General features: G+C 61.8%; 22 protein-coding genes and 1 tRNA gene. 10 read left to right on the top strand and 13 right to left on the bottom strand.

Annotation, left to right across the window (positions count from 1 at the left end; translation table 11 throughout):
- Positions 1-472: 472 nt before the first annotated feature.
- Complete coding sequence (locus H7993_RS17295; protein ID WP_185795116.1) at positions 473-847, bottom strand: c-type cytochrome; 375 nt, start codon at positions 845-847, stop codon at positions 473-475.
- Positions 848-980: 133 nt separating this feature from the next.
- On the opposite strand from H7993_RS17295, the gene ampC reads away from it, so the two are divergent.
- Positions 981-2120, top strand: a complete 1140-nt coding sequence (gene ampC / locus H7993_RS17290) for a class C beta-lactamase (RefSeq protein ID WP_425312027.1) — start codon at positions 981-983, stop codon at positions 2118-2120.
- Between the two features lie 73 nt (positions 2121-2193).
- Positions 2194-2754, top strand: coding sequence for a DcrB/PsbP domain-containing protein (locus H7993_RS17285; RefSeq protein WP_185795114.1), 561 nt, complete (start codon positions 2194-2196; stop codon positions 2752-2754).
- 250 nt (positions 2755-3004) lie between these two features.
- Here the strand turns inward: H7993_RS17285 and H7993_RS17280 are convergent, their stop codons facing one another.
- From H7993_RS17280 to H7993_RS17245, 8 genes are all read right to left on the bottom strand, one after another.
- Complete coding sequence (locus H7993_RS17280) at positions 3005-4297, bottom strand: sensor histidine kinase (RefSeq protein ID WP_185795113.1); 1293 nt, start codon at positions 4295-4297, stop codon at positions 3005-3007.
- Between the two features lie 146 nt (positions 4298-4443).
- Positions 4444-4520 (bottom strand) — tRNA-Val (locus H7993_RS17275).
- Positions 4521-4624: 104 nt separating this feature from the next.
- A complete protein-coding gene (locus H7993_RS17270) occupies positions 4625-5293 on the bottom strand; it encodes a UPF0149 family protein (RefSeq protein ID WP_185795112.1) in 669 nt (222 codons plus the stop codon).
- A gap of 80 nt (positions 5294-5373) precedes the next feature.
- Entirely contained in the window at positions 5374-6360 is a 987-nt protein-coding gene (locus H7993_RS17265; protein WP_185795111.1) for an asparaginase, read from the bottom strand.
- Between the two features lie 13 nt (positions 6361-6373).
- Positions 6374-7564 carry a hypothetical protein gene (locus tag H7993_RS17260; protein WP_122474935.1) on the bottom strand — a complete coding sequence of 397 codons (1191 nt, stop codon included), beginning with the start codon at positions 7562-7564 and terminating at the stop codon, positions 6374-6376.
- Positions 7565-7576: 12 nt separating this feature from the next.
- On the bottom strand, positions 7577-8470 hold the full coding sequence (locus tag H7993_RS17255) for a nitrilase family protein (RefSeq protein ID WP_185795110.1): 894 nt from the start codon (positions 8468-8470) through the stop codon (positions 7577-7579).
- 129 nt (positions 8471-8599) lie between these two features.
- Positions 8600-10537 (bottom strand): flavin monoamine oxidase family protein, encoded by a 1938-nt coding sequence (locus H7993_RS17250; RefSeq protein WP_185795109.1) that lies wholly within the window; start codon positions 10535-10537, stop codon positions 8600-8602.
- A gap of 206 nt (positions 10538-10743) precedes the next feature.
- A complete protein-coding gene (locus H7993_RS17245) occupies positions 10744-11727 on the bottom strand; it encodes a 2-hydroxyacid dehydrogenase (RefSeq protein ID WP_185795108.1) in 984 nt (327 codons plus the stop codon).
- A gap of 219 nt (positions 11728-11946) precedes the next feature.
- Between H7993_RS17245 and H7993_RS17240 the strand changes: the two genes are divergently transcribed.
- Positions 11947-12828, top strand: a complete 882-nt coding sequence (locus tag H7993_RS17240) for an alpha/beta hydrolase (RefSeq protein WP_185795107.1) — start codon at positions 11947-11949, stop codon at positions 12826-12828.
- A 104-nt stretch (positions 12829-12932) separates the two neighbouring features.
- Positions 12933-13844 (top strand): formate/nitrite transporter family protein, encoded by a 912-nt coding sequence (locus H7993_RS17235; protein ID WP_185795106.1) that lies wholly within the window; start codon positions 12933-12935, stop codon positions 13842-13844.
- A gap of 12 nt (positions 13845-13856) precedes the next feature.
- On the opposite strand, the gene H7993_RS17230 is transcribed toward H7993_RS17235, so the two are convergent.
- Positions 13857-14936, bottom strand: coding sequence for an MBL fold metallo-hydrolase (locus tag H7993_RS17230; protein WP_185795105.1), 1080 nt, complete (start codon positions 14934-14936; stop codon positions 13857-13859).
- Positions 14937-15122: 186 nt separating this feature from the next.
- On the opposite strand from H7993_RS17230, the gene H7993_RS17225 reads away from it, so the two are divergent.
- The 4 genes from H7993_RS17225 to H7993_RS17210 all read left to right on the top strand — a co-directional run bounded on the left by H7993_RS17225 (position 15123) and on the right by H7993_RS17210 (position 19379).
- Positions 15123-17255 carry a putative bifunctional diguanylate cyclase/phosphodiesterase gene (locus H7993_RS17225; RefSeq protein WP_185795104.1) on the top strand — a complete coding sequence of 711 codons (2133 nt, stop codon included), beginning with the start codon at positions 15123-15125 and terminating at the stop codon, positions 17253-17255.
- A gap of 118 nt (positions 17256-17373) precedes the next feature.
- On the top strand, positions 17374-18564 hold the full coding sequence (locus H7993_RS17220) for a GAF domain-containing sensor histidine kinase (RefSeq protein WP_185795124.1): 1191 nt from the start codon (positions 17374-17376) through the stop codon (positions 18562-18564).
- A gap of 87 nt (positions 18565-18651) precedes the next feature.
- A complete protein-coding gene (locus H7993_RS17215; protein WP_122474951.1) occupies positions 18652-19053 on the top strand; it encodes a YidH family protein in 402 nt (133 codons plus the stop codon).
- Positions 19050-19379, top strand: a complete 330-nt coding sequence (locus H7993_RS17210) for a DUF202 domain-containing protein (RefSeq protein ID WP_185795103.1) — start codon at positions 19050-19052, stop codon at positions 19377-19379. Before H7993_RS17215 ends, H7993_RS17210 begins: the two co-directional genes overlap by 4 nt.
- 4 nt (positions 19380-19383) lie before the next feature.
- On the opposite strand, the gene H7993_RS17205 is transcribed toward H7993_RS17210, so the two are convergent.
- Complete coding sequence (locus tag H7993_RS17205; RefSeq protein ID WP_185795102.1) at positions 19384-20019, bottom strand: DUF998 domain-containing protein; 636 nt, start codon at positions 20017-20019, stop codon at positions 19384-19386.
- A 118-nt stretch (positions 20020-20137) separates the two neighbouring features.
- Here H7993_RS17205 and H7993_RS17200 point away from each other — a divergent pair, with 118 nt between their 5' ends.
- The gene (locus tag H7993_RS17200) at positions 20138-20545 is read left to right on the top strand and encodes a GNAT family N-acetyltransferase (protein WP_342345056.1); all 408 of its coding nucleotides are present in this window, start codon (positions 20138-20140) and stop codon (positions 20543-20545) included.
- 16 nt (positions 20546-20561) lie between these two features.
- Here the strand turns inward: H7993_RS17200 and H7993_RS17195 are convergent, their stop codons facing one another.
- Entirely contained in the window at positions 20562-21539 is a 978-nt protein-coding gene (locus tag H7993_RS17195; protein WP_185795101.1) for a YihY/virulence factor BrkB family protein, read from the bottom strand.
- Positions 21540-21760: 221 nt separating this feature from the next.
- Positions 21761-21952 (bottom strand): CsbD family protein, encoded by a 192-nt coding sequence (locus H7993_RS17190; RefSeq protein WP_122474959.1) that lies wholly within the window; start codon positions 21950-21952, stop codon positions 21761-21763.
- Positions 21953-22169: 217 nt separating this feature from the next.
- On the opposite strand from H7993_RS17190, the gene H7993_RS17185 reads away from it, so the two are divergent.
- Positions 22170-22550 carry a hypothetical protein gene (locus H7993_RS17185; RefSeq protein WP_122474961.1) on the top strand — a complete coding sequence of 127 codons (381 nt, stop codon included), beginning with the start codon at positions 22170-22172 and terminating at the stop codon, positions 22548-22550.
- Positions 22551-22559: the final 9 nt, after the last annotated feature.

The raw sequence follows: 22559 nt of genomic DNA, 5'->3' as shown, positions 1-22559 counted from the left end.
TGAAGTATTTAGTTAATCTCTAACAACTTCAACCGCTTGCGCTTTCGATTGCTCGTCAGCGGGAGGCGAATATTACTAGATTTTGCCGGTGAGTCAACACCTGTTCGCAAAACTTTTCACGACATCGTTCGTTTGACGTCAGGAACCAAGGGGCGCGCATTCAAACCGATTCGGTTCGACTTGGCATACGTGCTGCCGCTTGGGATCGCCGATGGGCAGTTCACGGTGCGAAGCTGGTCCCTTTCGCCAGGGATCGGGTGGGTTCATGGGGTCGGCCAGATAGACCCCGCTCGATGCGCAACCCGCCAGACACATCGCTACTGCCAGTATCACCTTCGACATCCAATGCCCTCATCAAAGGGTTTGGAGAATACGAAGCCACATCCGCCAATCAAAGAGGTCGTTTCCGACGCTGTTGTAGGATGCTGCCTTGTGACCTGGGCCGCGCCGCCTCCACCGTATCGTACCTGCCTTAAGGGTTGCTTTTGAGGTACTCGAGAAGGTCGGCCATCTTTTGATCGTTGCCGAACCACCACAGGCGCATCTTGGTACCAGGCACCACATCGCTGGGTGCCTCGACGAAGGCGGCGATCTTCTCGGTGGTCCAGACGATGCCCGAGTTCTTCATCTCTGCTGAATAGCTGTAGTCACTGGTGCTTCCCGCCGCACGGCCGATCACGCCATTGAGCTGCGGGCCGAATGCGGCCTGGGCACCGCGGCCTACCTTGTGGCAACCACCGCAATTCTTGTCGAATGTCGCCTGGCCGGCTACGGCGTCTCCCGCGGCCATGGCGTTGGCGTGCACCGCGACCAGTAGCGTGAAAAGCGCGCAGGTTACTGATTTCATGTTTCCTCGGAGTGTTGTTACAGATGCTCATCATAACGGCTGACACAACAAAGAGAGATGCCGGGATAATGCAGAGTGATCACTGCCAATAAAAATGGAAGAGGAGTCACTCATGCGCAGGTCCGGCACAGCCATGGTCATTGCGGGTTTTCTGGCATTCACTACCGTATGGGCGGGCGATAGCGCCCATGCCGAGGAGCCTGCAGTCGAAAGCCTCGTGAAGGCCCGGGCCGCATCGTTGATGGCGCAATACAACATTCCAGGCATGGCGATCGCTATCACTGACGGTCGCCAGCAGCTGTTCTTCACCTATGGGCTGGCGTCGCGCGAAACGAAGGCACCTGTTACCGCAGACACACTGTTCGAGCTTGGCTCGATCAGCAAGACCTTCACCGCCACCCTCGCTACCTATGCGCAAGCCAATAGGCAGCTGTCTCTGAGCGATCATCCCGGCCAGTATCTGCCCACATTGCGCGGCACACCGCTGGACCAGGCGTCACTCGCCGACCTGGGCACCCACAGCGCCGGCGGATTTCCTCTGCAGTTGCCGGACGACATCCAGAACGCTGCACAACTGATGACGTACTTTCGCGACTGGCAGCCCACCTATGCACCAGGCACCCAGCGCAGCTATGCGAACCCCAGCATTGGGTTGCTCGGGATGATCGCGGCCACGAGCATGAAAATGTCGTTCGGCCAGGCCATGCACGACAGGCTGCTCCCAGGCCTGGGCCTTGCCCACACTTACCTGGATGTCCCGACTGCGCAGTTGCCGTTGTATGCGCAGGGCTACGACAAGAACGACAAGCTGGTGCGGCTGAACCCGGCGGTACTGGCCGAGGAAGCCTATGGCTTCAAGTCCAGTGCGCGGGACATGCTTCATTATGTTCAGGCACAGATGGGCGCGGTGGCCTTGCCTGCGAAGCTGCGTGAGGCATTGGATGCCACGCAACGGGGCTACTTCAGGGTAGGTGGCATGACGCAAGCCCTAATCTGGGAGCAATACGCCTATCCCGTAGCGCTCGACACCCTGGTGCAAGGCAACTCCAATGCAGTAGCCCTGACTACCCAACCCACAAGCCCGCTGCGGCATCTGGACAAGGTATGGGTCAACAAAACCGGGTCGACCAATGGATTTGGCGGGTATGTGGCGTTTGTCCCATCACGAGGGATCGGCGTTGTGGTGCTGGCGAACAAGAACTATCCGAACGAAGCGCGGGTCAGGTTCGCCCATGAGCTGGTCCAGGCACTGGACCAGAGACTGGATAAGTAGGGGGTTCACGCACGTTCTCAAGCCCATGGGTCTGGAGTAGGATCCGAGTCCTGACCTTATTGGAGTTTCGTCGATGCGCCGCACTTGCCTGTTTCTCGCTTTCACGCTGGGCCTGGTCAACGTGGCCTGGGCTGCCAAGCCAGCACCGAGCGCCCCGAAAGCGCAGACCGTCAAGACGCTCGACGGCAAGTTGATGTTCACCCTGCCTGCGGGGTACACCGCCAACCCGCTGCCACCTGCCGATCCGAAAAGCGAAGCTGCAGGTGCCAAGGGCATGATGTACATGAATGAAAGCGAAAGACGCGTGGTGGTGACCACTGAACTGCCCATTCCCAAGGGTGGGCATGCCGCCGACAACGATGATGAGTTCCTGACGGGCGCGACGGCAGGTTTCATCAAGCAACAGGCGACTGCGTTGCCTGACTTCAAGAAGACTGCGGAAAAACGTATCACCTTGCGAAAGCTGGGCGTGGAGCAAATCGACAGCACCGCGACCATGGGCGGCGGCGCAACCATGACGACCACCTTCGTGGCCGGCTCGGGACCGACCATGTCGGTTGTCCAAGTCATTTCGCGCGCCAGCGACCAGACGGGTCATGCGGCCATGGTCAAGCGTATCGTGACTGGCAAGTAACGGAATCGGCCCACCCTGCCCGGCTGTGGCAGGGGGTTTGCTGTGCGCAGGACAAAACAGCGTCCAACAAAAAACCCGCCGAAGCGGGTTTTTTGTCTAGCCATTCCAACATCCTGTCAGCAGCTTCCTTGCAATGGCCGGTCGTCCCTGACCCTGAGTCGCATCCTTCGTCTCAGTTAGTGAGGCTAGATTACTGGGATGAAGGTGATCGCAATAGAGGCGATTGGAGCCACAGCGTGTAAGTGATTCGCTATACCGCTGCTACGCGTCGTAGCCAGAGGGTAACGGTTGTGCCCTCGCCCAGCCGGCTCTCGATACGTGCGATACCCTCTGCGCTCGACGCGAAACCGTACACCTGCGACAACCCCAACCCGGTGCCCTGCCCGGCAGTCTTGGTGGTATAGAACGGTTCGAAGACCTGTACCAGTACGTCTTCCGGGATGCCCGGCCCATCGTCGGCAACGCTCAGGCAAAGGTAGGTGCCGTCGGCCAGTTGGGCGTCGCCGCAGACGACACGTTCACAGGTGGCCACGCGGATCTGCCCGGCACCGCGCAGCGCATCGCGCGCATTGACCAGCAGGTTGAGCAACGCAGCATCCAATTGATGGGCGTCGCACATCACCGCCTGCGCTGGCGCTTGCAGATCCAGCTGCACCTTCGTCGCCGTACCGAGCGCGCGACCGAACAGGTCACTGTTGTGCTCGATCCGCTCGTCGAGTACGACCGCCTGCACGCTGGGCTCCTCGCGACGGGCGAAGGCGAGCAGGTGATGAATCAATTGCGCGCCCTGCCGTACCGCCTGCAGGCCGATTTCGGTGAGGCGTTCGACTTCCAGGGGCTTGCGTGCCTTGAGGCGAGTCATCTGCAAGCTGGCACTGACGGCCTGCAACAGGTTGTTGAAATCGTGGGCGATACCCGCGGTCAGTTGGCCCAGCGAGGAAACCCGTTGGGCGTGGCGCAGGGTCTGTAGGGTTTGCTGGTGCTCGCCCAGCACGTTGTCGAGCTGCCGGGACAAGGCAAGGGTCTGTTGCTCGCGCTCGGCGTTGAGCAGGCGCAACTCCAATTGCGCAGCCGTTTGCCGTGCCAGAGCCTGCAGAGCGCTGCACTGCGCCGCATCCAGCGTGCGCGGCACGGTGTCGATGACGCACACCGTGCCCAGTGCCAAGCCCTGGCGCGAGATGATCGGCGCGCCCGCATAGAAGCGAATATAGGGAGGGCCCAACACGAGCGGACTGCCCTTGAAGCGCAGGTCAAGATGAGTGTCCTGGACGATCATCACGGTATCGGGCGCGAGGATGGCATGGGCGCAGAACGCCAGGTCGCGATGGGTCTCGGAAACGTCGAGCCCGACACACGCCTTGAACCATTGACGCTCGCGGTCCACCAGAGAAACCAGGCCGATGGGTGTCCCGCAGAGCTGAGTTGCCAACTGGACGATATCGTCGAAGCCCGGCTCCGGGACACTGTCGAGCACACCCAGATGTTCGAGCGCAGCCAGGCGTTCGGACTCGTCGATAGGCGATGGGGCCGGGCTGTGGGACATGCAAAGGGCCAGGTTGAGGAATTGATTGGCGATAATGCGCGCGGCGAGCCAAGGCGGCAAGCATGTGCAAGCATATTGCGCATGAACGAAAAAGGGCGACCCTTCCGGATCGCCCTTCTGCACCGCCCAGCAGAGCGGATTTTGTTTGGTAGGCGCGATTGGACTCGAACCAACGACCCCCACCATGTCAAGGTGGTGCTCTAACCAACTGAGCTACGTGCCTGCTGTGGCGCGCAATTTTACGGATTGAGGCGCCACTGTCAACGGCAATTTGCCGCCAATCGTAAAAAAATCACTCACTTGCAACGGACGCACTCGATGCGCAGGTCAATGCAGACAGCATTGCTTGAATTTCTTGCCGCTGCCGCAGGGGCAGGGATCGTTGCGGCCCGTCTTGGTTTCGCCGGTGATGGGCGTCTTGCCCGGACGACGCTCGAACCAGTACTGGTGCAGACGAATGGCGGCCATCTGGATCATCTCCATGGCCTCCTCGGCGTCCAGTTGCTCGCCTGATGCGTCATGTTTCAAGAGGTCGACACCTTGGGTGTGCAGCGTGATCAACGCCAGCAGGTCCTGTTCCTGATCAGGCATGTCGAGCCAGCTGCCACCCACCACGACCCCACGCTCATAGCCATAGCACCAGTCCTCGACACTGACGACGTCTTCGTCGTCGAACAGATTGAAGATTGGCGCGAAGTTTTCGAAGTCTTCCTCCAGCAACATGGCCAACTGATTCATGTGCTGGATGAGGAGGTCGAAGAATTTCTCGAACTGCTTGTCGTCCTTGAAGACCGGCAAGTGATCAGGCCCACCCCACAGCGCCGCGTACCAGTCGTCGAAAGCGATTGCCTGAGGGCACGAAACGATGGCTGTGAAAAAGCCATCGAGCTCGGAGATGCTGCCGACCGATTTCTCGCTGGCGTATTGCCCCAGTACGTCTTCCACGTAATCCAGTTGTGCGTCGGTCAGCGCGTCATTGCTGATGTTGTAGGCCATGGTCTGCTCGGTCGGGTCATCAAAAAGAATGCCCGCATTGTAGCCGCCAGCGTGGACGATGTCCCCGGATCTGCTGCCGATCAGTTGTCCAATTGGCTCAGGTAACGCTTGATGTCGTGCTCTTGGCCGCTACCGACCAGCATCCAGAGCAGGATCCGACACTTGCGCGGGCAGAGAAATCTACCCATCACGGCGCCCTTCGCCTGCAGGTCCAGCTCGCCTCCCGCGAAGCCGTAACTACCGCTGGCCGTTGGCCCACTGCCCGTGCGAGTGGCCACTATGACCGGCATATGCCGGGCAATGACGTGCAGGCTGGCGGCCCAGCGCTGCGATACATGCCCGGCGCCGAAACCGGCAATGACCACGCCCCGATACCCGGCGTCGACGACCCTGTCGAGCAGCAGGGTGTCTGCATCCAGGGTGGCCTCCAGCAGCAACACGGTGTGATCGGTTCGGGCGGGATTCGGCAGGCAGCAGCGCGCCGCAGGCGCAGCGGCGTAGTGCACCCGACCTTCGATCATCAGGCCGATCGGCCCGTAGGGTGCCGAGGCGAAGGCATCCATGGCCAATGCCGCGACCTTGCGCACCCGGGACGCCGCGTGCACCTGATCGTTGATCACTACCAACACGCCACGCCTGCGACTATGTTCGGCCAGCGCCACCTGACTTGCAGCCAGCAGGTTAGCCGGGCCATCGGCACCGCAATGCGATGCCGCACGCATGGCGCCTGTCAGCACCAGAGGCTCATCGAGATCCCACAGCAGGTCGAGGAAAAAAGCGGCTTCTTCCAGGGTATCGGTGCCTTGGCTCAAGACCACCCCGACGGCTCCAGCCGCGATGCAGCTACGGGCCCACTCCAGGGCCTCGAGCAAGGCCTGGAAACTCAAGGAGGCGCTGGGCAGCAGATTCAGTGTGTGCACCTGAACCTCGGCCAGCGACGTCAACTCGGGCAGCAGGTCCACCATGCCCTGCCCGCTCAAACTGGGTTGAACACCTGCCCCAGTGGCCTGGGCCTGCATGCTGATGGTGCCGCCCAGGGCACCTACGGATAGTCTGGGTAGAGCCATGGGCGGTACTCCGTCAGAGGTTTGGGCTGCCGATGATCAGACCGATCAGCGGAAGGATGAGCACGGTGCTGATTGCCATGGACAGCACGTTGCCGATGTAGCCATGCATATAGGACGGCAGCCGCTGGCTGATGGCGACGGCCAGGGGCGGCGCCAGCAGTGCGCCCAATGCGGCACTGAGGATGATCACCGGCAGGCTGCCACCATGGACCAGAATCGCGGCGGGGGCTACCGAGACGACGGGAATGTAGGTCGGATACCAGCCGCGAGCAATCCATTGACGGCGCCAGATCAGCACACCCAGCGCCGAGGCCAGGGTTTGCGCCGCCAACAGCTGCAACAGCCAACCGGAACCGTAGAACGGACTGGCCGGATTGAGCATCAGCGCCAGCAGCGCCCCCAGCACCAACCCCAGGCTGGCCCATTCGTTGCCGAAGAACGGGGCCTCGGAGAAATCCGCAAGGATACGGCGCAAGGTCCAGCGCAGGCCGTAGTTGGCCGGAGAAGCCACCACCGGTGGCGCTTGCGCAGGCGCCGCGTCAGGCCTGACCAGAACCGGGAAGCGCTTGCACAGCAGGAAGCCGATTACGCTGCCCACTGCCATGCCGGTAACATTGCCGATCACCACTGGCAATGCCAGCGGGGTACACACGTACTTGACGATCAGCAGGCAGGCCGGGGTGATCAGCACGGCGCCCATCACGGCCCCGGTAAGCGCCACGCGCCAGCCACGCCCGAACAGCAGCACCGTGGCCGCCGGCATGGACACGAACGCGACGAAAGTCGGCTGCCAGGTATCGGCCGAAAGTGTCCATCCCCAGAGCAGATTGCCCAGACCCAGGCCGAGCAGCGAGCTGGTCACCACCCATGGCCAGAGCCCGGTGCCGTAGCAGATCGCGAAGCCTTGCCAGCGCTTGCCGGTGTGATTGGCCCACCAGCCCAGTCCCGCACCTGCCAGCAGGCCGATGGAGGCAAACTCATGCTTGTAGAACGCGACTTCGCTGATATCACCCACCACCCAGCGCCACCAGGCTGCTGGGTGGTGCAAGTTAGCCATCATGTCGCCATAGCTGGGCCACAGTGCGTCGATGGCCAGCAGCTTGCCGCTGATGACGGTCAGGGTAATGGCCAGCGACAGCATCAACAGGCCAGTTAAAGTCCCGCTGGATGCGCGGGTTGGTGTGTCTTGCAGAGAGGATTGCATGGCCAGCCCTCCTCAGCGCGGCAGCGCGGCGTGACGGTCATAGCCCAGCATCGAGCCATAGAGGTCGACCCGACGGTCGCGCGGCAGATCGTTGAGGCTGTTCCAGATCGGCGCGCTACGTGCCGACACAAGGTCGACGTCGGCATAGAGGATGGTTTCCTCTTCGGCTCCGGCCACCTCGCTGAGCGGCCAACCGTTGGTACCGGCGATCAATGAGCAGCCCAGGAAGCGATCGCCGCGATCGGTACCGATGCGATTGGCTGCAGCGATGAACGTGTTGTTGACGTGCGCTGCAGTGATGGTCAGGTAAGACGCCATGCATTTGCCGGTTTCGTCGAACAGCGGCGGCGGCGTCCAGACCCAGTTGTTCAGGCTGCAGATGATGTCGGCACCCTGCAGGCTCAGCAGGCGTGGCACTTCCGGAAACCAGACGTCCCAGCAGATCATCAGCCCGATGCGCCCGATGGGCGTTTCGAACACTGGAAAACCGAGGTCGCCGGGACTGAACCAGAGCTTTTCGAGATTCCACAGATGAGCCTTGCGGTACTTGCCTATGAAGCCGTCGGGCCCCACCAGCATTGCGCAGTCGTAAAGCTTGTGCCCGTCGCGCTCCGCCAGGCCGGCGGCGAGATAGACCTTATGTTCGCGCGCGAACTCGATCCAGGCCTGCGCGCTGGGGCCGTCGGGCACGGCCTCGGCCAACGCGAACGCTTCTTCGCGGTTGCGGTAGGCGTAGCCGGTGTTGGCCAGCTCCGGCAGCACGATCAGTTGGGCGCCTCCCGCGACCGCGCGCTGGGCCAGGTGAAGGCTATGGGAGAGGTTGAACGAGCGATGCTCGAGACCGCATTGTGGATCGAACTGAACGACAGCGACCCGCACGGGGCTGATAGCGGAAACAGAGGACATGGAGGCACCTTCTTGTTGTTTTTGGATTGCCTCCGCATAGAAACGCATTCGTTAAGATCATAGAACCGGACGCTTCCCAAGCATCTGTAGGATTAATCCGGCAGGTAGGACAAGAGGGTACAAAGTCGTTCAGGACTCGGTGCCATACCGAGGGTAATGAGACAGGTCGAACCCGCCGTTGAACACTGCGCCCTGGTTGGCGCAGAGGTTGATCACCGCGTCCACGGCGCCGCGCATGGCCGGTTCGGTCCAGCCGGCGTCGACGGAAAACGATTCACCTGCGAGGTACAGCCCGGATAGGCGGCTGTAATCGCGGTTGTAGCTCATGAGCCCGACCGCATCCTGATACGCGCCTGCCCGGTAAAGCTTGGCGCAGCCCAGCGCATTGCGGTCCGTGACCCAGCGCTGCACGCGTGCGTTGGCCGTGTCGATGAATGGGGAAATGCGCGTGCCGACGTTGCTGCAGCGCATCAAGATGCGGTCCAGCTCGCGCACACAGTTGTCGACCAGCTCGGCGTCGCTGAACGCCGCCAGCTTGGTCGCATCGTCCTCCCAGGTGTAGCTGAGCAGGATGCAGTCATAGGCATAGTTGTCGTTGTAGCGGTAGGCATAGACGTCGTGCACGAAACTGTCGGTGACGAGTATCTGCGGTATGTCACGCCTGGCCGAGAGAAAGGTTTTCTTCAGCGGCGCGTAGACTTTGCAGCTGGTTTCCCAGTGCGCGGTCTTGTAGGCATCGATGGTGGCCTGAGGCAGCATGGCCGAGGTGAAACCAGCCACCTGGATTCGCGTTTCGAGGATCCAGGAGGGCACCGTGACGATCACCGAGTCGAAGCTCTGTTTCACCTGCCGGCTGGCCAGCGCGTCGCTTTGGTGCCAGCGGTAACCCACTTCTATGCTGCCGTCGGCCAGTCGCGTGAGGCTGTTCACCGGGCTGTCGGTGATCAGGCCAGCAGGCTGCTCGCGCAATCGTTCGTAAGGCGAGCGAGCCCCCTCCCCCAGCGGCATGAACATCAGACACTCATCCAATGCAGCCAGACCCAGGTAGCGAGGTGTGGCGAACGCCACACCTTTGGAGTCAGTCACGGCGTGCTCGGTGAGGAACGGGGCAGGTAGCGGCATACCTTGGCCATCGACACGGCCGTGTACCAATTGCAAATGGCTGCTGAAGCCGAATATCGCGGTGCGCAGTGGATAAAGGCTGCACACGTCGTAGAAAGCGCCCCAACTGCCATCGCCTATGCCGATGGCGTAGAAGATCGACGATTCTGCGGCCGACATGCCCAGACCACCGAAGTCGCCCGGCCGGCTGGGATCCCAAGTGGGTACGCAAGGAGCGCGAACCAGCTCGCGGAACGCTACATGTTGGTAGCGCGTGACAATCGCAGACCACAAGGCGGGCCACTGTTGACTGCCGAACACGGCGGCGACCTGCATCGCCATTCGCTCGGCGAACAGCTTCCATTTCTGGTGGACGGCTTGCAGCACGGCGGTAGGTGGCGGTGTGCTGCCGTCGGGATTGTTCCAGATCAGCAGTTGGGGTTCGGTTCCCCCTGCCAGGCGACCTTCGCGCAGATAGATGCCGGTGGAGTGTACGAAGGGCGTGCCGGGATTCGGGAAGTCTGAGGTCTTGAGATCGTACAGGCCTGCGTAGTAGGCCATCAATGAGCGGCCGTCTACAGGCGCCTCGCCGGTGCGATTGAAAAAGGGCATGCGCATGGCGCCCATTTCGAAAGGCGTTGAGGGCGTGGATTGAGGGCTGTCGACCTGCACGGTGAGGTGACGTCCGCCGAGGCGGCGCGACTGCTCGATCAAGGTGATGCGTTCGAAGCCACAGCGCAGCAGTTCGCGAGCTGCCACCAACCCTGCGACGCCCGCGCCAATGATGCAGATGCGGTGTTGTGCGTTACCTGCGTGAGCGATGCCCCCGGTTTGTTCGAGCAGGCGGCGGTAGTCGAAGCATAGATCCGGAGGGTTGGGAAAGCGGGCGGCCCACGGCAGGCTGGCGGGGTTTTGCACGGCGGCTGCGATGTCGGCGGGATGGTTGTGGGATGAGCCGATGGTCATGAATGACAGTCCTTGTCGGTCGGATTGAAGAGGCGTCAGTGTGCGAAGCCGTGGTGCGTCCAGGCAGAGGGATTGGGGGGCTGCGGTGTAGGAAGGATTTGGGGCGTATGTGGGAAGCAGGTGCGGTGGTTCAGGGAAGTTGCGGTGTGGCCGGACGCGGCTCGCGCCGCTGCTACAGGGGGCCGGGTGTGTCGCCGCGTCGGGTGTTAGACGGGACGGGGGTTTGTAACGACGTTCTGGAGGGGTAAGCCCTGGTGCAGGCGATTGATGTTGGCGGCTATGAAGGCGTAGCGGCGTTCGAACAGGCCGTGGGTCCAGCCTGAAGCGTGGGGGGTGCAGTAGGCGTTGGGGAGGTCTTCGAAGCGGTATTCGGCTGGCGCGACCGGGTCGGTGTCGCCGCGGGGGTAGCGGTACCACACGTCCAGGTAGGCCTTGGCGATGAGGTTGTCGCGCAGGGCATGGTAGAGCGCGTGGGGGTCGACCACGGCGGCGCGGGCGATGTTGATCAGGACGGCATCCTGGCGCATTGCGGCAAACTGCGTAGCGCCGAACGAGCCGCGGGTGCGCTCGTTCAACGGGCAGGTGAGGATGACGAAATCGGCACGCGAGAGCGCCTGGTCGAGTTCGCCGGGTGTGTACGCCTCATCCATAGGGCCGTCGACCCGTCCGCCTTCGGCGCGAGCGGAAATGGCGATGATGCGCAGGCCGAAAGCTTGGGCACGGGTGGCAACAGCCTGGCCGATCCGGCCGAAGCCGACGATGACGACCGTCTTGCCGAACAGCTCGCCGCGCGGCTGACGCTTCAGGTAGGCACCCGTCCAGTGTTCGGTACTGAAGCGCGCACGAAGATCCGCCAGCTCGATCTGGTGTTCGAGCATGCAAGCCAGGGCGTATTCAGCCATGGGGATTTCATGTTCGAACACATTGCAGACAGTGGCACCGACCGGCAGCGCTGCGAAGTCGATGCCATCCAGGCCGGCGCCGGGTACCTGCAACAGGCGGAACGCCGGTGCGGCGCCACTGCGCTGGAAGCGCATCGAGACCAGCACGTCGGCGCCTTCGATCTGCGCGTCCCAAGCAGCCGATTCATGGGCCTCACGGGGCAGCGCAACGAACTGCGCCGGGCAGTCCAGGCCTGCGGCAAGCATCTCGCGGTGTGTCGCGGCCTCTCCCACCATCACGATTTTCATGTGTCGCCCTCTTGTGTCGAAACGCTGCCCGCAATGGTAGCGCAAACATCGGTAGTCGGCGGACAGTAGAATATCGGCTCGGCGATGGCAATAGAGCATGCGCAATGCGCACCGGACAACCGCCCCGAACGGTACTTGACACCGCTTGAAATCAATTTGCAATGAACAGCCTGCAGTGCGTTCCGGTCCAGTGAAGAGACCCGTCTGGAGTGTGCATGCATGGCAACACCTACCACCGCGCCCCGTCGTCGGCGCTGGCTTCCCTTTCTGTTGCTAGCTCTGGCGATAGGTGTCGGCTTGCCGTATGGCTGCTCGCAACTGGCCTATAAGGAGCGGCAATTGCTGTTCAACATCGAACCAGGCACGGCGAGCTGGTACTCGGGACTGCCGTCCGGGGTGACCGAGCTGCAGATTCCGGTCGAGAAAGCCTTGAGCAGCACCCAGTACCTGCACGCCTGGTGGTGGCCGGCGCCGCGCGCCGATGCGCCGGCGGTGCTGTATCTGCATGGCACCCGCTGGAACCTGACGGCACAAGTGCGGCGCATCAGTCAGCTGCGCGAGCTGGGCTTCTCGGTGCTGGCCATCGACTACCGCGGTTTCGGCGAAAGCCCCGGCGAGTTGCCGTCGGAGCGCACCGTGTACCAGGACGCCCAGGCTGCCTGGGCACGGCTGGTGCAGTTTCAGCCCAACGCCGAGCGCCGATTCATCTATGGTCATTCGCTGGGCGGTGCGATCGCCGTGGATCTGGCCGAGCATCTGGCCGAGGGTGACGAGCCCAAGGCGGCCGGGCTGATCGTGGAGTCCACCTTCACCGATCTGGCCGCTGCCGCAGCGGCCGTGGCCAATACGTCGCTGCCCGTGCGCTGGATCATGTCGGAGAAATTCGACTCCATCGACAAGATCGGTGACATCGGGATTCCGGTGCTTATCGTTCATGGCCTGGACGACCGCTATGTACCGCCGCGTTTCAGCCGGGAACTGTTCGATGCCGCTGCCCAACCCAAACGCTTGCTGCTGGTACCAGGTGGCACGCACAACAACAGCATGACGTTGGGTAGCCAGGCCTACGCCGAGGCGCTGCGTGAGGTGTTCGGTCTGTAGTGGACGCAAAGCGTGGGGTGACGCAACTTATTCAGCGCCCTGAAGGTCTGTGCTGTGGCAGCCGTGCACCGGGCACGCGCGCCAGCGCATTCGCAGGAACCTCCATGGAAAAGCACGAACCCAGCCTTGATGCCTCTGAAGAAGACGGCAAGACCCCTGGCCTGTCGGCCGACGAAAAAGCCGAGGTCCATGAGAATCAACCGCCCCGTGCGGCGGTGCTGCATGAAACCATTCGTATACAGGGCGACCACGAACTCGAACGTACGGTAGCCGCCCTGTGGTGGTCGGCCCTGGCCGCCGGACTGACCATGGGCCTGTCGCTGATGGCCATGGGTCTGTTCAATTCACGCCTGCCCGATGGCGAAACCAGCAAGGTCATTGCCAGCCTGGGCTACTCGGCCGGTTTTCTTGCAGTGATCCTGGCGCGCCAGCAACTGTTCACCGAAAACACCCTGACGGCCGTATTGCCGATCATGAGCAAGCCGAGCCTGAGCAACTTCGGCCGGCTGTTCAAACTATGGGGCGTGGTCCTGGCGGGTAACCTGGCGGGGACCTTGCTGGTGTCCTACGTCATGCTTCATTTACCGATCTTCGATGCCAAGACCGATGTCGCCTTTCTCGACATCGGCCGCAAGGTGATGGAAAACGACCTGTCGCAGATGTTTTCCAAAGGCATCATTTCGGGCTGGATGATCGCCACCATGGTCTGGATGATTCCTTCGCAGGAAAGCGCCAAGATGTGGATCATCATCCTGGTTACCTACCTGATGGCATTGGGCGATTTCACCCACATCGTCGTGGGTTCGGCGGAGGTTTCCTACCTGGTATGGGCCGGCGAGCTGGACTGGAAAGCCTTCTGGCTCGACTTTGCCGCACCGACGCTGGCCGGCAACATCATTGGCGGCAGCTTCATTTTCGCCTTGATCAGCCATGCCCAGATCAGAAGCGAAAGTAGCCTGCCGCCCAAGGACGATGGGCAGGGCAAGGCGCGCAAGGAACCCAACGCCGACGCCTGAGCCCGGGCTGAATCACGGTGTAGCCACGGGGGCCGGTGAATCGACCTGCTCCCACCAGTGCACACCGGCCTGGGGATTGCGCATGTCGACCCGCTCCCCCATGCGCGGCGTGCTCAACGGCACGCTCTTGGCCTGCGCAAGTGCGCTGATGCGATCGAAAGGTTCGTGCCAATCGTGTATGGAAAGGTCGAAGGTCCCATTGTGGATCGGCAGCAGCGTCTTGCCGCGCAGGTCCAGGTGCGCCTGCAGGGATTCTTCGGGCTGCATGTGCACGTTCGGCCAGGCGACGTTGTAGGCACCGGTTTCCATCAGGGTAAGGTCGAAGGGCCCGAACCGTTCGCCGATCTGCTTGAAGCCCGGGAAGTAACCGGTATCGCCGCTGAAGAACAGCCGGAAGTCCTTGTCGATGATCACCCACGATGCCCATAGCGTGCTGTTGCTGTCGAACAGGCTGCGCCCGGAGAAATGCTGCGATGGGGTCGCCACCAGACGCAACCCGCCCACTTCGGTTTCCTGCCACCAGTCCAGCTGACGCACCTTGCTGGCGGGCACGCCCCAGTCGAGCAGGCGGTCGCCCACGCCCAGGGTGGTCAGGAAGTATTCGGTCTTGTCTGCCAGCGCCTTGATCGCCTGCTCGTCCAGATGGTCGTAGTGGTCGTGGGAGAGGATGACGGCCTTGATCGGCGGCAGGTCGGCGATGCTGATCGGTGGCTGATGGAAGCGCAATGGGCCTGCCCACTGCACAGGCGAGGCGCGCTCGGAAAAGACCGGGTCGGTCACCAGGAACTGGCCATTCATCTTCAGCAGCACGGTCGAGTGCCCCAACCGCCACAGGCTGTGGTCCGGCGCCGCCAGCAGTTGCTGGCGAGACAGGCGTTCGACCGGCAATGCGGCCTGCGGACGGGTGCCTGGCGGCTTGCTCAACAGCAGGTACTTGATGCCGATGCGCAGCTTCTTCATGAAGCCGTCCTTGGGCAGGACCACCTGATTGCGATACTGGCCGTCCTCGCGCAACGAGGTTGGCAGTTCTTCGGCGTTAGGTGAAAACGACGTCATAAGCGCAAGCACTCCGAAAAGCAGTGGAATATTCATGCAGCCCTCTGGCTGGAAGATGCGTGTTACAGCATACGCTTTCGGCCTGGCGTGAGAAGCCCGTGCTCGGCCCGGAGCGCCGGGACAGTGCCTGCATCCGGCGCTTGGTCGCCCATCGGGAACCATGTCGCGGCCGCAACCGTCCAGATGAGCTCAAGAAACGTCTGTTCGCAAGGACCGCTGCTCATGAATGTTGTTGATGCCGCCAACCCTTCCCGCTATTCACGCCGCGCACGGCTTCTGGTGCTGGCGTTCGTGCTGCCCATCCTTGCCAGCGTGGTGATTGCCGGCGGCGCCGTGCTCGGCGTTCCCGGCTCGGTGGATCGCGCCGGCAACCCATCGGCAGAAACGGTCGCTGCGGACAGCGTGAGCGGCGAACGCGATCTGGCTGATAACAGTGGCCGGCCGCTGATCTCCCTCGAAGATGCCGGCGCGGGACTCCCCGTGCAGACGCCACCACCGGGTGGCGAACCGCTCTGGAGCATGTCGCTGCCGACGATTGCCGTACTGCTACTGGTCGTATTGGGCGTCTCCGGCGTGCTGTTGCTGAGGACGTTGCGCAGCTTGCGCGACATCGACCAGGACCATGCGCGGTTGCAGAACGAGCATCGGGCCCTGCAATCGAGCGAAGAGCGCCTGCGTGACCTGACCAGCGCCAGTTCGGACTGGATATGGGAGACCGACGAGTTCCTGCGGGTCAGTTATCTGTCCTCGGAATTCACCGACTCCACCGGGTTTGCTGATGATGCCTGGCTGGGCCAGCCCATTGAACTGCTGCTGCAGTGCGATACCCTCCCTCCGGGCCAATGGCTGCAACAGTTGGGAAACACCACCACGGCAGCAGGGGCTGGTCAGTTGCGTTGCAGCTACCGCGACAGCGCCGGGCAGATGCGCCACAGCCGCATCGCCGCGCGGCCCATCGTGCTTGAATCGCGCGTGGTCGGTTATCGCGGCACGCTGGTCGACATCACTGACCAGGTCAGCGCCCAGGCTCAGTTGGCCCACCGCTCGACCCACGATGCCGTGACAGGCCTGGGGGATGAGCATGCCCTGACACGGTTCCTCGACCAGACCCTGGCCGACCGCCTGCGTCCGTTGCCATTGACCTTGCTGTTGCTGGATCTGGAAGGATTCGACGAACTGCAAGAGGCCCTGGACCAGCTCGCGCGCGAATGTGTTCTGCGCACGGTTGCCAGCCGCCTGCGCGACAGCACGCGCAGCAATGATCTGGTGACACGGCTGCACGCCGGACAGTTCATGCTGGTACTGGCCAGCATCGACGAGATGATCGAGATCGAGCATTTCTGCCAGCGCCTGATCAACAACATCCAGCGTCCGATCGTGCATGGCATCAAACAGCTACAGGTGGGTGTGAACATCGGTGTGGTCCATGACCAGCCCGCACGTGGCGATGCCAACGAGTGGATTCGCTGCGCGGACGTTGCCTTGCGTCAGGCCAAGGCTCGGGGCGTCGGAAGCTGGCAGCATTTTGCGCCCGCCCTGGATCGGCAGAACCAGCTCAGGCAACTGGAAAACGATCTGGCATCAGCCATACGCCATGAACAACTGCTGCTGCAGTTTCAGCCCAGGTATAGCGCCGAGGCCGACCGAGTGGTCGCCGTCGAGGCACTGCTGCGCTGGCAGCACCCGGTCGAAGGCTTGCTCACCTCGGACGTTTTCCTGCCTTTGGCCGAGCGCAGCGACTTGATCGTAGCGATCGGCCGCTGGATGTTGGGCGAGGCCTGCAAGGCAGCGCGCCATTGGCCACAGTCGATTGCCGTGTCGCTGAGCCTGGCACCGGCGCATTTCAGCCGCGGCGATGTTTCTCGCGATGTTCGGGACGCGCTGGCAGAAGCCCGCTTGCCTGCCAGCCGTCTGCAGGTGCAGGTTGCCGAGCAGGCCATGCTGGGCTGTGCCGACGGTGCCGTAGGTGCACTGACCGCACTGAAGGAACTGGGTACCGGGCTGATTCTCGATGAGTTCGGCAGTGGCTACTGCTCCCTGGGATACCTGCGTCTGTATCCCTTCGATGGGTTGAAGATCGAACGACGTTTCGTGGCCGGCATGAGCGACAACCCGAATGACCGCGCCATGGTGCGCGGCATGATCGACCTGGGCAAAGCCATGGGTGTTCGTGTGATCGGCGCCGGTGTCGATACCGCGCAACGGCTACTCTGCCTGCAGCAAGAAGGATGCGCAGAGGTACAAGGCGATCATTTGAGCACCGCTCTGGATCACCTGGCGCTGGAGCCATTGCTCAAGCAGCAGAGCGCCTCGCGCAGGGTTCGTGAGGTACCGCAGGCACGTGATTACAACTGATATAAGCCGTGCGGACTCAAGATTTTTTTACAGGCTCGAGCGGCATCGCTAGAATCGGTGCACCGTCCGGACACGACCAGCCAATGGTTCCGGCATGCGCAACCACAGTGGACACTCCATGGGCACGACTGCAGCAGCCGACATAGCCACCCTCGCGCGTATCGACGCGGTCCCGGCAATCCTGCAGGTCATCTGCGAAACCACCGGGATGCGTTTTGCAGCGGTAGCCAGAGTTACCGAAGATTCGTGGACCACGTGCGCGGTGCTCGACAGCATCGGCTTTGGCTTGGGTGTCGGCGACGAACTGGACGTGACCACTACCCTGTGTCACGAGATACGCGTCAGTCAGCAGACCGTCATTATCGACAAGGTCAGCGAAGACGAGGTGTACTGCAACCATCACGCTCCGCGCATCTACAAGTTCGAAAGCTATATATCGACGCCTATATTCCGCGCCGATGGCAGCTTTTTCGGCACCATCTGTGCGCTCGATCCACGGCCTACCTGCCTCAAAGGCAGCACCATCGAACCCATGATGGAATCGTTCTCGCGTTTGCTGTCGCTGCAGATGGAGAATGAAGAACAGCACCAGCGCACGGCTACCGCGTTGCTGGAAGAGCGTGAAATGGCCGATCTGCGTGATCAGTTCATTGCGGTGCTCGGCCATGACTTGCGCAATCCGCTGTTTGCCATCAACGCCGGCTCGGAGCTGTTGCAGCGACGCGTCACCGATGAGCGCAGCCTGGGTATCGTCAAGCATATCCAGACCAGTGCACGTCGCGCCTCGCAGCTGATCGAAGATGTGCTGGATTTTGCCCGTGGACGACTCGGTGCCGGCATCGTGGTGGACCTGCAGCCCGACGCCGACCTGACGCGGAGCCTGGAGCACGTGGTCTCCGAGCTGCAGCGCATTCACCCCGACCGGGTCATCACGATGGATGTCGATGATCTGCAAGGCGTGCTGTGCGACAAGGAGCGTATTGGCCAACTGCTTTCCAACCTGGTGTCCAACGCGATCATCCACGGTGCTCCGGACAGCGAGGTGCGCGTGTGCGGCCGACTGTCCAATCAGGCATTCACCCTGTCGGTGCATAACCAGGGGCCGGCGATCGCTGAAAACGTGCGCTCGCAGTTGTTCAAACCCTTTGCCCGGCCCAGTGTGCGCAGCCCCCGCGGAGGCCTTGGACTGGGTTTGTACATTGCCTATCAGATCGCCCTGGCCCACGCCGGTCGACTGGAAGTCGCGTCGAGCGATGAAGATGGTACGCAGTTCAGCTTCCACCTGCCCGTGAACACCGACCGCGACTGAGGCCTGGGCCTGCTACGCGGAAAGTGGCCGGCAAGACGGCTGGCGATGGTAGCATCGCCCTACCTCCACACCCTGCCTGGCACCCACATGGCGAGACCTGACCCCGGGATCCCCCCCACTCATGGCCAACGCAGCGCGCGACAGCTGAAGCTGCTCACGGGCGGCAGCGAGCCCGACCCACGTTTCACGTTGGCCAACGAACGCACGTTTCTCGCCTGGATTCGTACAGCCCTGGCCTTGATGGCTGGCGGCATCGCTGTCGAAGCATTCACCGCAGACGTGTTCGCACCCGAGTTTCGCAAGAGCCTGGCGGTCATCCTGCTGCTGCTGGGCATGCTGCTCAGTGCCAGTGCGAGCCTGCGCTGGCTGAACGTGGAGCGAGCGATGCGTCACAAGCAGCCTTTGCCCATTCCGTTGCTGGTGCCGCTGCTGTCCATCGGCGGTGCGTTGGTCACGGCAGCGCTGATAGCCTTCGTCGTATTGCGATGAGCCTGCTGCAAGCGGGACATCAGGACGAAGGCCTGCAGCCTGAACGGACGTTGCTGGCGTGGGGGCGGACCCTGCTGGCGATGCTGGTGGCGAGTCTGTTCTTTCTGCGCTGGATGCCCTACCACGGGCGCTTCGCCGGCGGCCTGATCGCATTCACTTTGCTGGGAGCGCTGCTGATCTGGCTGAGCCAACGGCGCCGATACCGCTGCAGGGTGGAAGGGATCAGCCGCGCTCGCTTCCCGGCTGACGTGACGGGCGTGCTTGGCCTGGGCAGCATGGTGACCGTGATCGGCGGCGCGGCGATCTGGATCACCTTGATGACCTGACGCTTCAGGCGTATTCGTTGCGCTCGGCCTTGAGCAATGCCCACGCCAGCCCGGCGACCCACACCAGTGAAGCGAAGTAGTTGACCCGCTGGAACAGGCCGAAGCCACGGCCAACGTCCATCGCTGCTGCCATCCACGGCAGGCACCCCAGCGCAAACAGGCTACAGATCAGGGACAACCAGACCAAGCCCTTGCGGCCCTCGCGGCGTGCCACGACAATCCACAGCGCACTGGCGAGCAACAGGCTTGCCGACATGATCACGCTGGCGATGGTATGCAGGTTCTGCTGTGTCGAAGGGTATTGCAGGGAACAGCCGGCGTCGCAGGTGAAATACCCAGCGGCCAGGCTCGCCACACCGTGCACGATGATCAGCGAGGCGCTCAGCCGCGCAAGATGCAGATGAGCATGGCCCGCGTACAGGCCAATACCGAACGCTATCGACAACAGGCCCAGCGGGTAATGACCGAGCCAGGCCCAGAGGGCGTGGGTGGGTGCATCGATGGCGCCCAACAGACCCATCGCCTGATCGATGTGGCTGTACCCAGCGTACAAGCTGCCGGTCACGATGAGGCTGGCGGCCAGCCATAGCGGGCTGATCAGGCCAGCCAGATAGAGTAATTTGCGAATCGGCTGCTGCACAGCGCATCTCCGTCATAAAAAGAGGCCCGGACCTTACTACAGCGCCGGTGCGGTCACGAAGCAATTTCTCCCGCCATTGGGCAAACCTGGCGCTTTGGCAATAACAGGACACATTTACGTGGAATTCATCGAACTACCGACCTGTGCGCGACCGCTGCTGGACAAGTTCTACAAGTCGCAGAACAGTCGGATGCGCAGCGTGGGCAACGCCCGCTGGTGGGTAGCACGGAGCGACGGAATCGTTGCAGGTTCGAACTTCCTGCCGGTGGCCGGCGGGCACTGGTTGACTGGCCTGCACGTGGCTGTCGATCAGCGCAACAAGGGCTTGGGCCGACGCTTGCTCAGCACCGCCCAGGCTACGCTGGGCGGGCCGGTATGGTTGTTTTGCGAACCGCCGTTGCGTGGTTTCTACCTGAGCGCCGGCTTCGAGGATGCAACCACTCTGCCTGCCGAGCTGACCCAGCGCCTGCAGCGCTACCGAGCCAGCAAGAACTTGCTGGCCCTGGTGCGTCCGACTGCCGCTTGATCTGCATAGCCTCGGCTCAAGGCTGCGGGCGCGCTGCAACCGATGACGGCGTGGCAGGACTTGCACGCAGGTCCTTCTCGCCCGTGGGCACGGTCCCGGTCTGGTCCACAGCGGGGGTGGTATCTTCAGGGTCTTTGGCACCCTTGTCCTTGCCCTCGGCCGACATGTGCTCGATCACCGCATTCATCTCGGCACCGAGCAACAGCACCGCAGAAGAGATGTAGAAATACAGCAGCAACACGATGATCGCGCCAATGCTGCCGTACATGGCGTTGTAGTCGGCGAACGTCTTCACGTAGTAGGCAAAGCCCAGCGACGCGACGATCCACACCACCACGGCGAGCATCGAGCCAGGCGTGATAAAGCGGAATTCCTGCTTCACGTCAGGCATGACGTAGTAGATCACCGCAACGGCGATCATCAGCAGGATGACGATCAGTGGCCAGCGCAGGATGGTCCACAGCGTGACGATGAAATCTTCCATGCCGATCTGCCCGGCCAGCCACTGCATGACCTGGGGACCGGTGACCATCAACGCCGCTACGCACAACAGCATGCCTGCAAGGCCGATGGTGTACAGAATCGACAGGGGAATGCGCTTCCAGGCCGGACGCTCTTCGACTACATCATAGGCAGCGTTCATTGCACTCATGGTCAGTCGCACGCCTGCCGAGGCAGTCCACAGCGCAACCACGATACCGATGGAGAGCAAACCACCTTTGGACTGCTGCAACTGGTCGATCACCGGATTGACTTGTTCCAACGCCTGTGGCGGCAGCACCAACTCGGATTGCAGACGCATCCACGAGAAGAAATCCGGCAGATGCAGGAAGCCGATCAAGGCAATCAGGAAAAGCAGAAAAGGGAATAGCGAGAACAACATCTGGTAGGCCAATGCCGAAGCATAAGTAGGCATTTCGTCGTCGACGAATTCCTTGACCGTGCGAACCATGACCTTCATGAAAGGCAGGTTGTTCATGTGGGGAAATAGCATAGCGTCTCCTTGCGCCACTCGACTTTCGAATACCCTGCCTGAGTGGATGCGCAGCCCAACTGAGTCAGGCAGCCGCGGCAGGCTTGTAGCGGCACGCTTTCTACCGTAAAGCTGCAGGAAAAACGACAATCAGAGTATGTACGTCCGTGTCTGCCCAATAGCACAACGGCCATCGTTTGATGACCGTTGGCGAACTTCACTCAGGCAGGAAACACGCTGCCTCAGGGTTTTTTTACAGCGTCTTTCACAGTGTTCTTGACTTCGCCTTCTACTTGCTGGGCTTCGCCTTTCTTTTCTTGCACTGCACCTTTGACCTGCAGTTCTTCGTTACCGGTGACTTTGCCCACGCCTTGCTTGACGTTGCCGACTGCTTCGTTGGCCATGCCTTTGATCTTGTCTGAAGTGCCGCTCATGGTATGTCTCCTGGTCATTTAGGAATGTCTTGTCTCGACACAAGAATTGACCGGCACCGGCCATCCAGAGTTTCAAATTATTTTGCGTGGCAAAAGACGCCGTGGTCGTGCAGCAGGCACATGGGTTTTGCCAGCGCTTTATGTTCGGCCGATTTGCCCGCAGAATGCCGGTCGGATTCGGCCAGTGCGCCGAAGCGTCATACCTGTAGGAATTTTCATGAAACTCGACAAACCCCAAGCCATCGCCCGTCGCAACAAGGAACTGGGTGGCGCGGTGCTCGGCGTCAACAACTGCCATTTCACCGTGCTGGACGCCAAACGCAACATCTGGTGGTTCGACATCCCTGTGGCACGCCTGCAGATCGGCCAGTACGAATGGATTCACCTGCTGCTGCACACCCCTTCCAGTGATCAGCTACTGCACCTGAAAGTGACGACGGCGTTTTTACGTGAACACATGGAAGGGCTGGTGGTGCGCAACGCCGGCAAACGCAAGTCGACGGTCAGCCTCGAGCTGAGCGCCGACAAGGATTCGTTCCTCAAGGATGTGCGCCCCACCGGCAGCGGCGTCGGCTTCGCGCCGTTCCTGCAGGCCTGAAAGCGGCCT

It is taken from the genome of Pseudomonas baltica (assembly GCF_014235765.1).
Classification (GTDB): domain Bacteria; phylum Pseudomonadota; class Gammaproteobacteria; order Pseudomonadales; family Pseudomonadaceae; genus Aquipseudomonas; species Aquipseudomonas baltica.
This window is presented reverse-complemented; position numbering and strand designations above follow the sequence as displayed.

Bases quoted from the DNA above. Each gene is read 5' to 3' on its own strand.
- H7993_RS17295 (WP_185795116.1), bottom strand. From the start codon at position 847: ATGAAATCAGTAACCTGCGCGCTTTTCACGCTACTGGTCGCGGTGCAC.
- ampC (WP_425312027.1), top strand. From the start codon at position 981: ATGGTCATTGCGGGTTTTCTGGCATTCACTACCGTATGGGCGGGCGAT.
- H7993_RS17285 (WP_185795114.1), top strand. From the start codon at position 2,194: ATGCGCCGCACTTGCCTGTTTCTCGCTTTCACGCTGGGCCTGGTCAAC.
- H7993_RS17280 (WP_185795113.1), bottom strand. From the start codon at position 4,297: ATGTCCCACAGCCCGGCCCCATCGCCTATCGACGAGTCCGAACGCCTG.
- H7993_RS17270 (WP_185795112.1), bottom strand. From the start codon at position 5,293: ATGGCCTACAACATCAGCAATGACGCGCTGACCGACGCACAACTGGAT.
- H7993_RS17265 (WP_185795111.1), bottom strand. From the start codon at position 6,360: ATGGCTCTACCCAGACTATCCGTAGGTGCCCTGGGCGGCACCATCAGC.
- H7993_RS17260 (WP_122474935.1), bottom strand. From the start codon at position 7,564: ATGCAATCCTCTCTGCAAGACACACCAACCCGCGCATCCAGCGGGACT.
- H7993_RS17255 (WP_185795110.1), bottom strand. From the start codon at position 8,470: ATGTCCTCTGTTTCCGCTATCAGCCCCGTGCGGGTCGCTGTCGTTCAG.
- H7993_RS17250 (WP_185795109.1), bottom strand. From the start codon at position 10,537: ATGACCATCGGCTCATCCCACAACCATCCCGCCGACATCGCAGCCGCC.
- H7993_RS17245 (WP_185795108.1), bottom strand. From the start codon at position 11,727: ATGAAAATCGTGATGGTGGGAGAGGCCGCGACACACCGCGAGATGCTT.
- H7993_RS17240 (WP_185795107.1), top strand. From the start codon at position 11,947: ATGGCAACACCTACCACCGCGCCCCGTCGTCGGCGCTGGCTTCCCTTT.
- H7993_RS17235 (WP_185795106.1), top strand. From the start codon at position 12,933: ATGGAAAAGCACGAACCCAGCCTTGATGCCTCTGAAGAAGACGGCAAG.
- H7993_RS17230 (WP_185795105.1), bottom strand. From the start codon at position 14,936: ATGAATATTCCACTGCTTTTCGGAGTGCTTGCGCTTATGACGTCGTTT.
- H7993_RS17225 (WP_185795104.1), top strand. From the start codon at position 15,123: ATGAATGTTGTTGATGCCGCCAACCCTTCCCGCTATTCACGCCGCGCA.
- H7993_RS17220 (WP_185795124.1), top strand. From the start codon at position 17,374: ATGGGCACGACTGCAGCAGCCGACATAGCCACCCTCGCGCGTATCGAC.
- H7993_RS17215 (WP_122474951.1), top strand. From the start codon at position 18,652: ATGGCGAGACCTGACCCCGGGATCCCCCCCACTCATGGCCAACGCAGC.
- H7993_RS17210 (WP_185795103.1), top strand. From the start codon at position 19,050: ATGAGCCTGCTGCAAGCGGGACATCAGGACGAAGGCCTGCAGCCTGAA.
- H7993_RS17195 (WP_185795101.1), bottom strand. From the start codon at position 21,539: ATGCTATTTCCCCACATGAACAACCTGCCTTTCATGAAGGTCATGGTT.
- H7993_RS17190 (WP_122474959.1), bottom strand. From the start codon at position 21,952: ATGAGCGGCACTTCAGACAAGATCAAAGGCATGGCCAACGAAGCAGTC.
- H7993_RS17185 (WP_122474961.1), top strand. From the start codon at position 22,170: ATGAAACTCGACAAACCCCAAGCCATCGCCCGTCGCAACAAGGAACTG.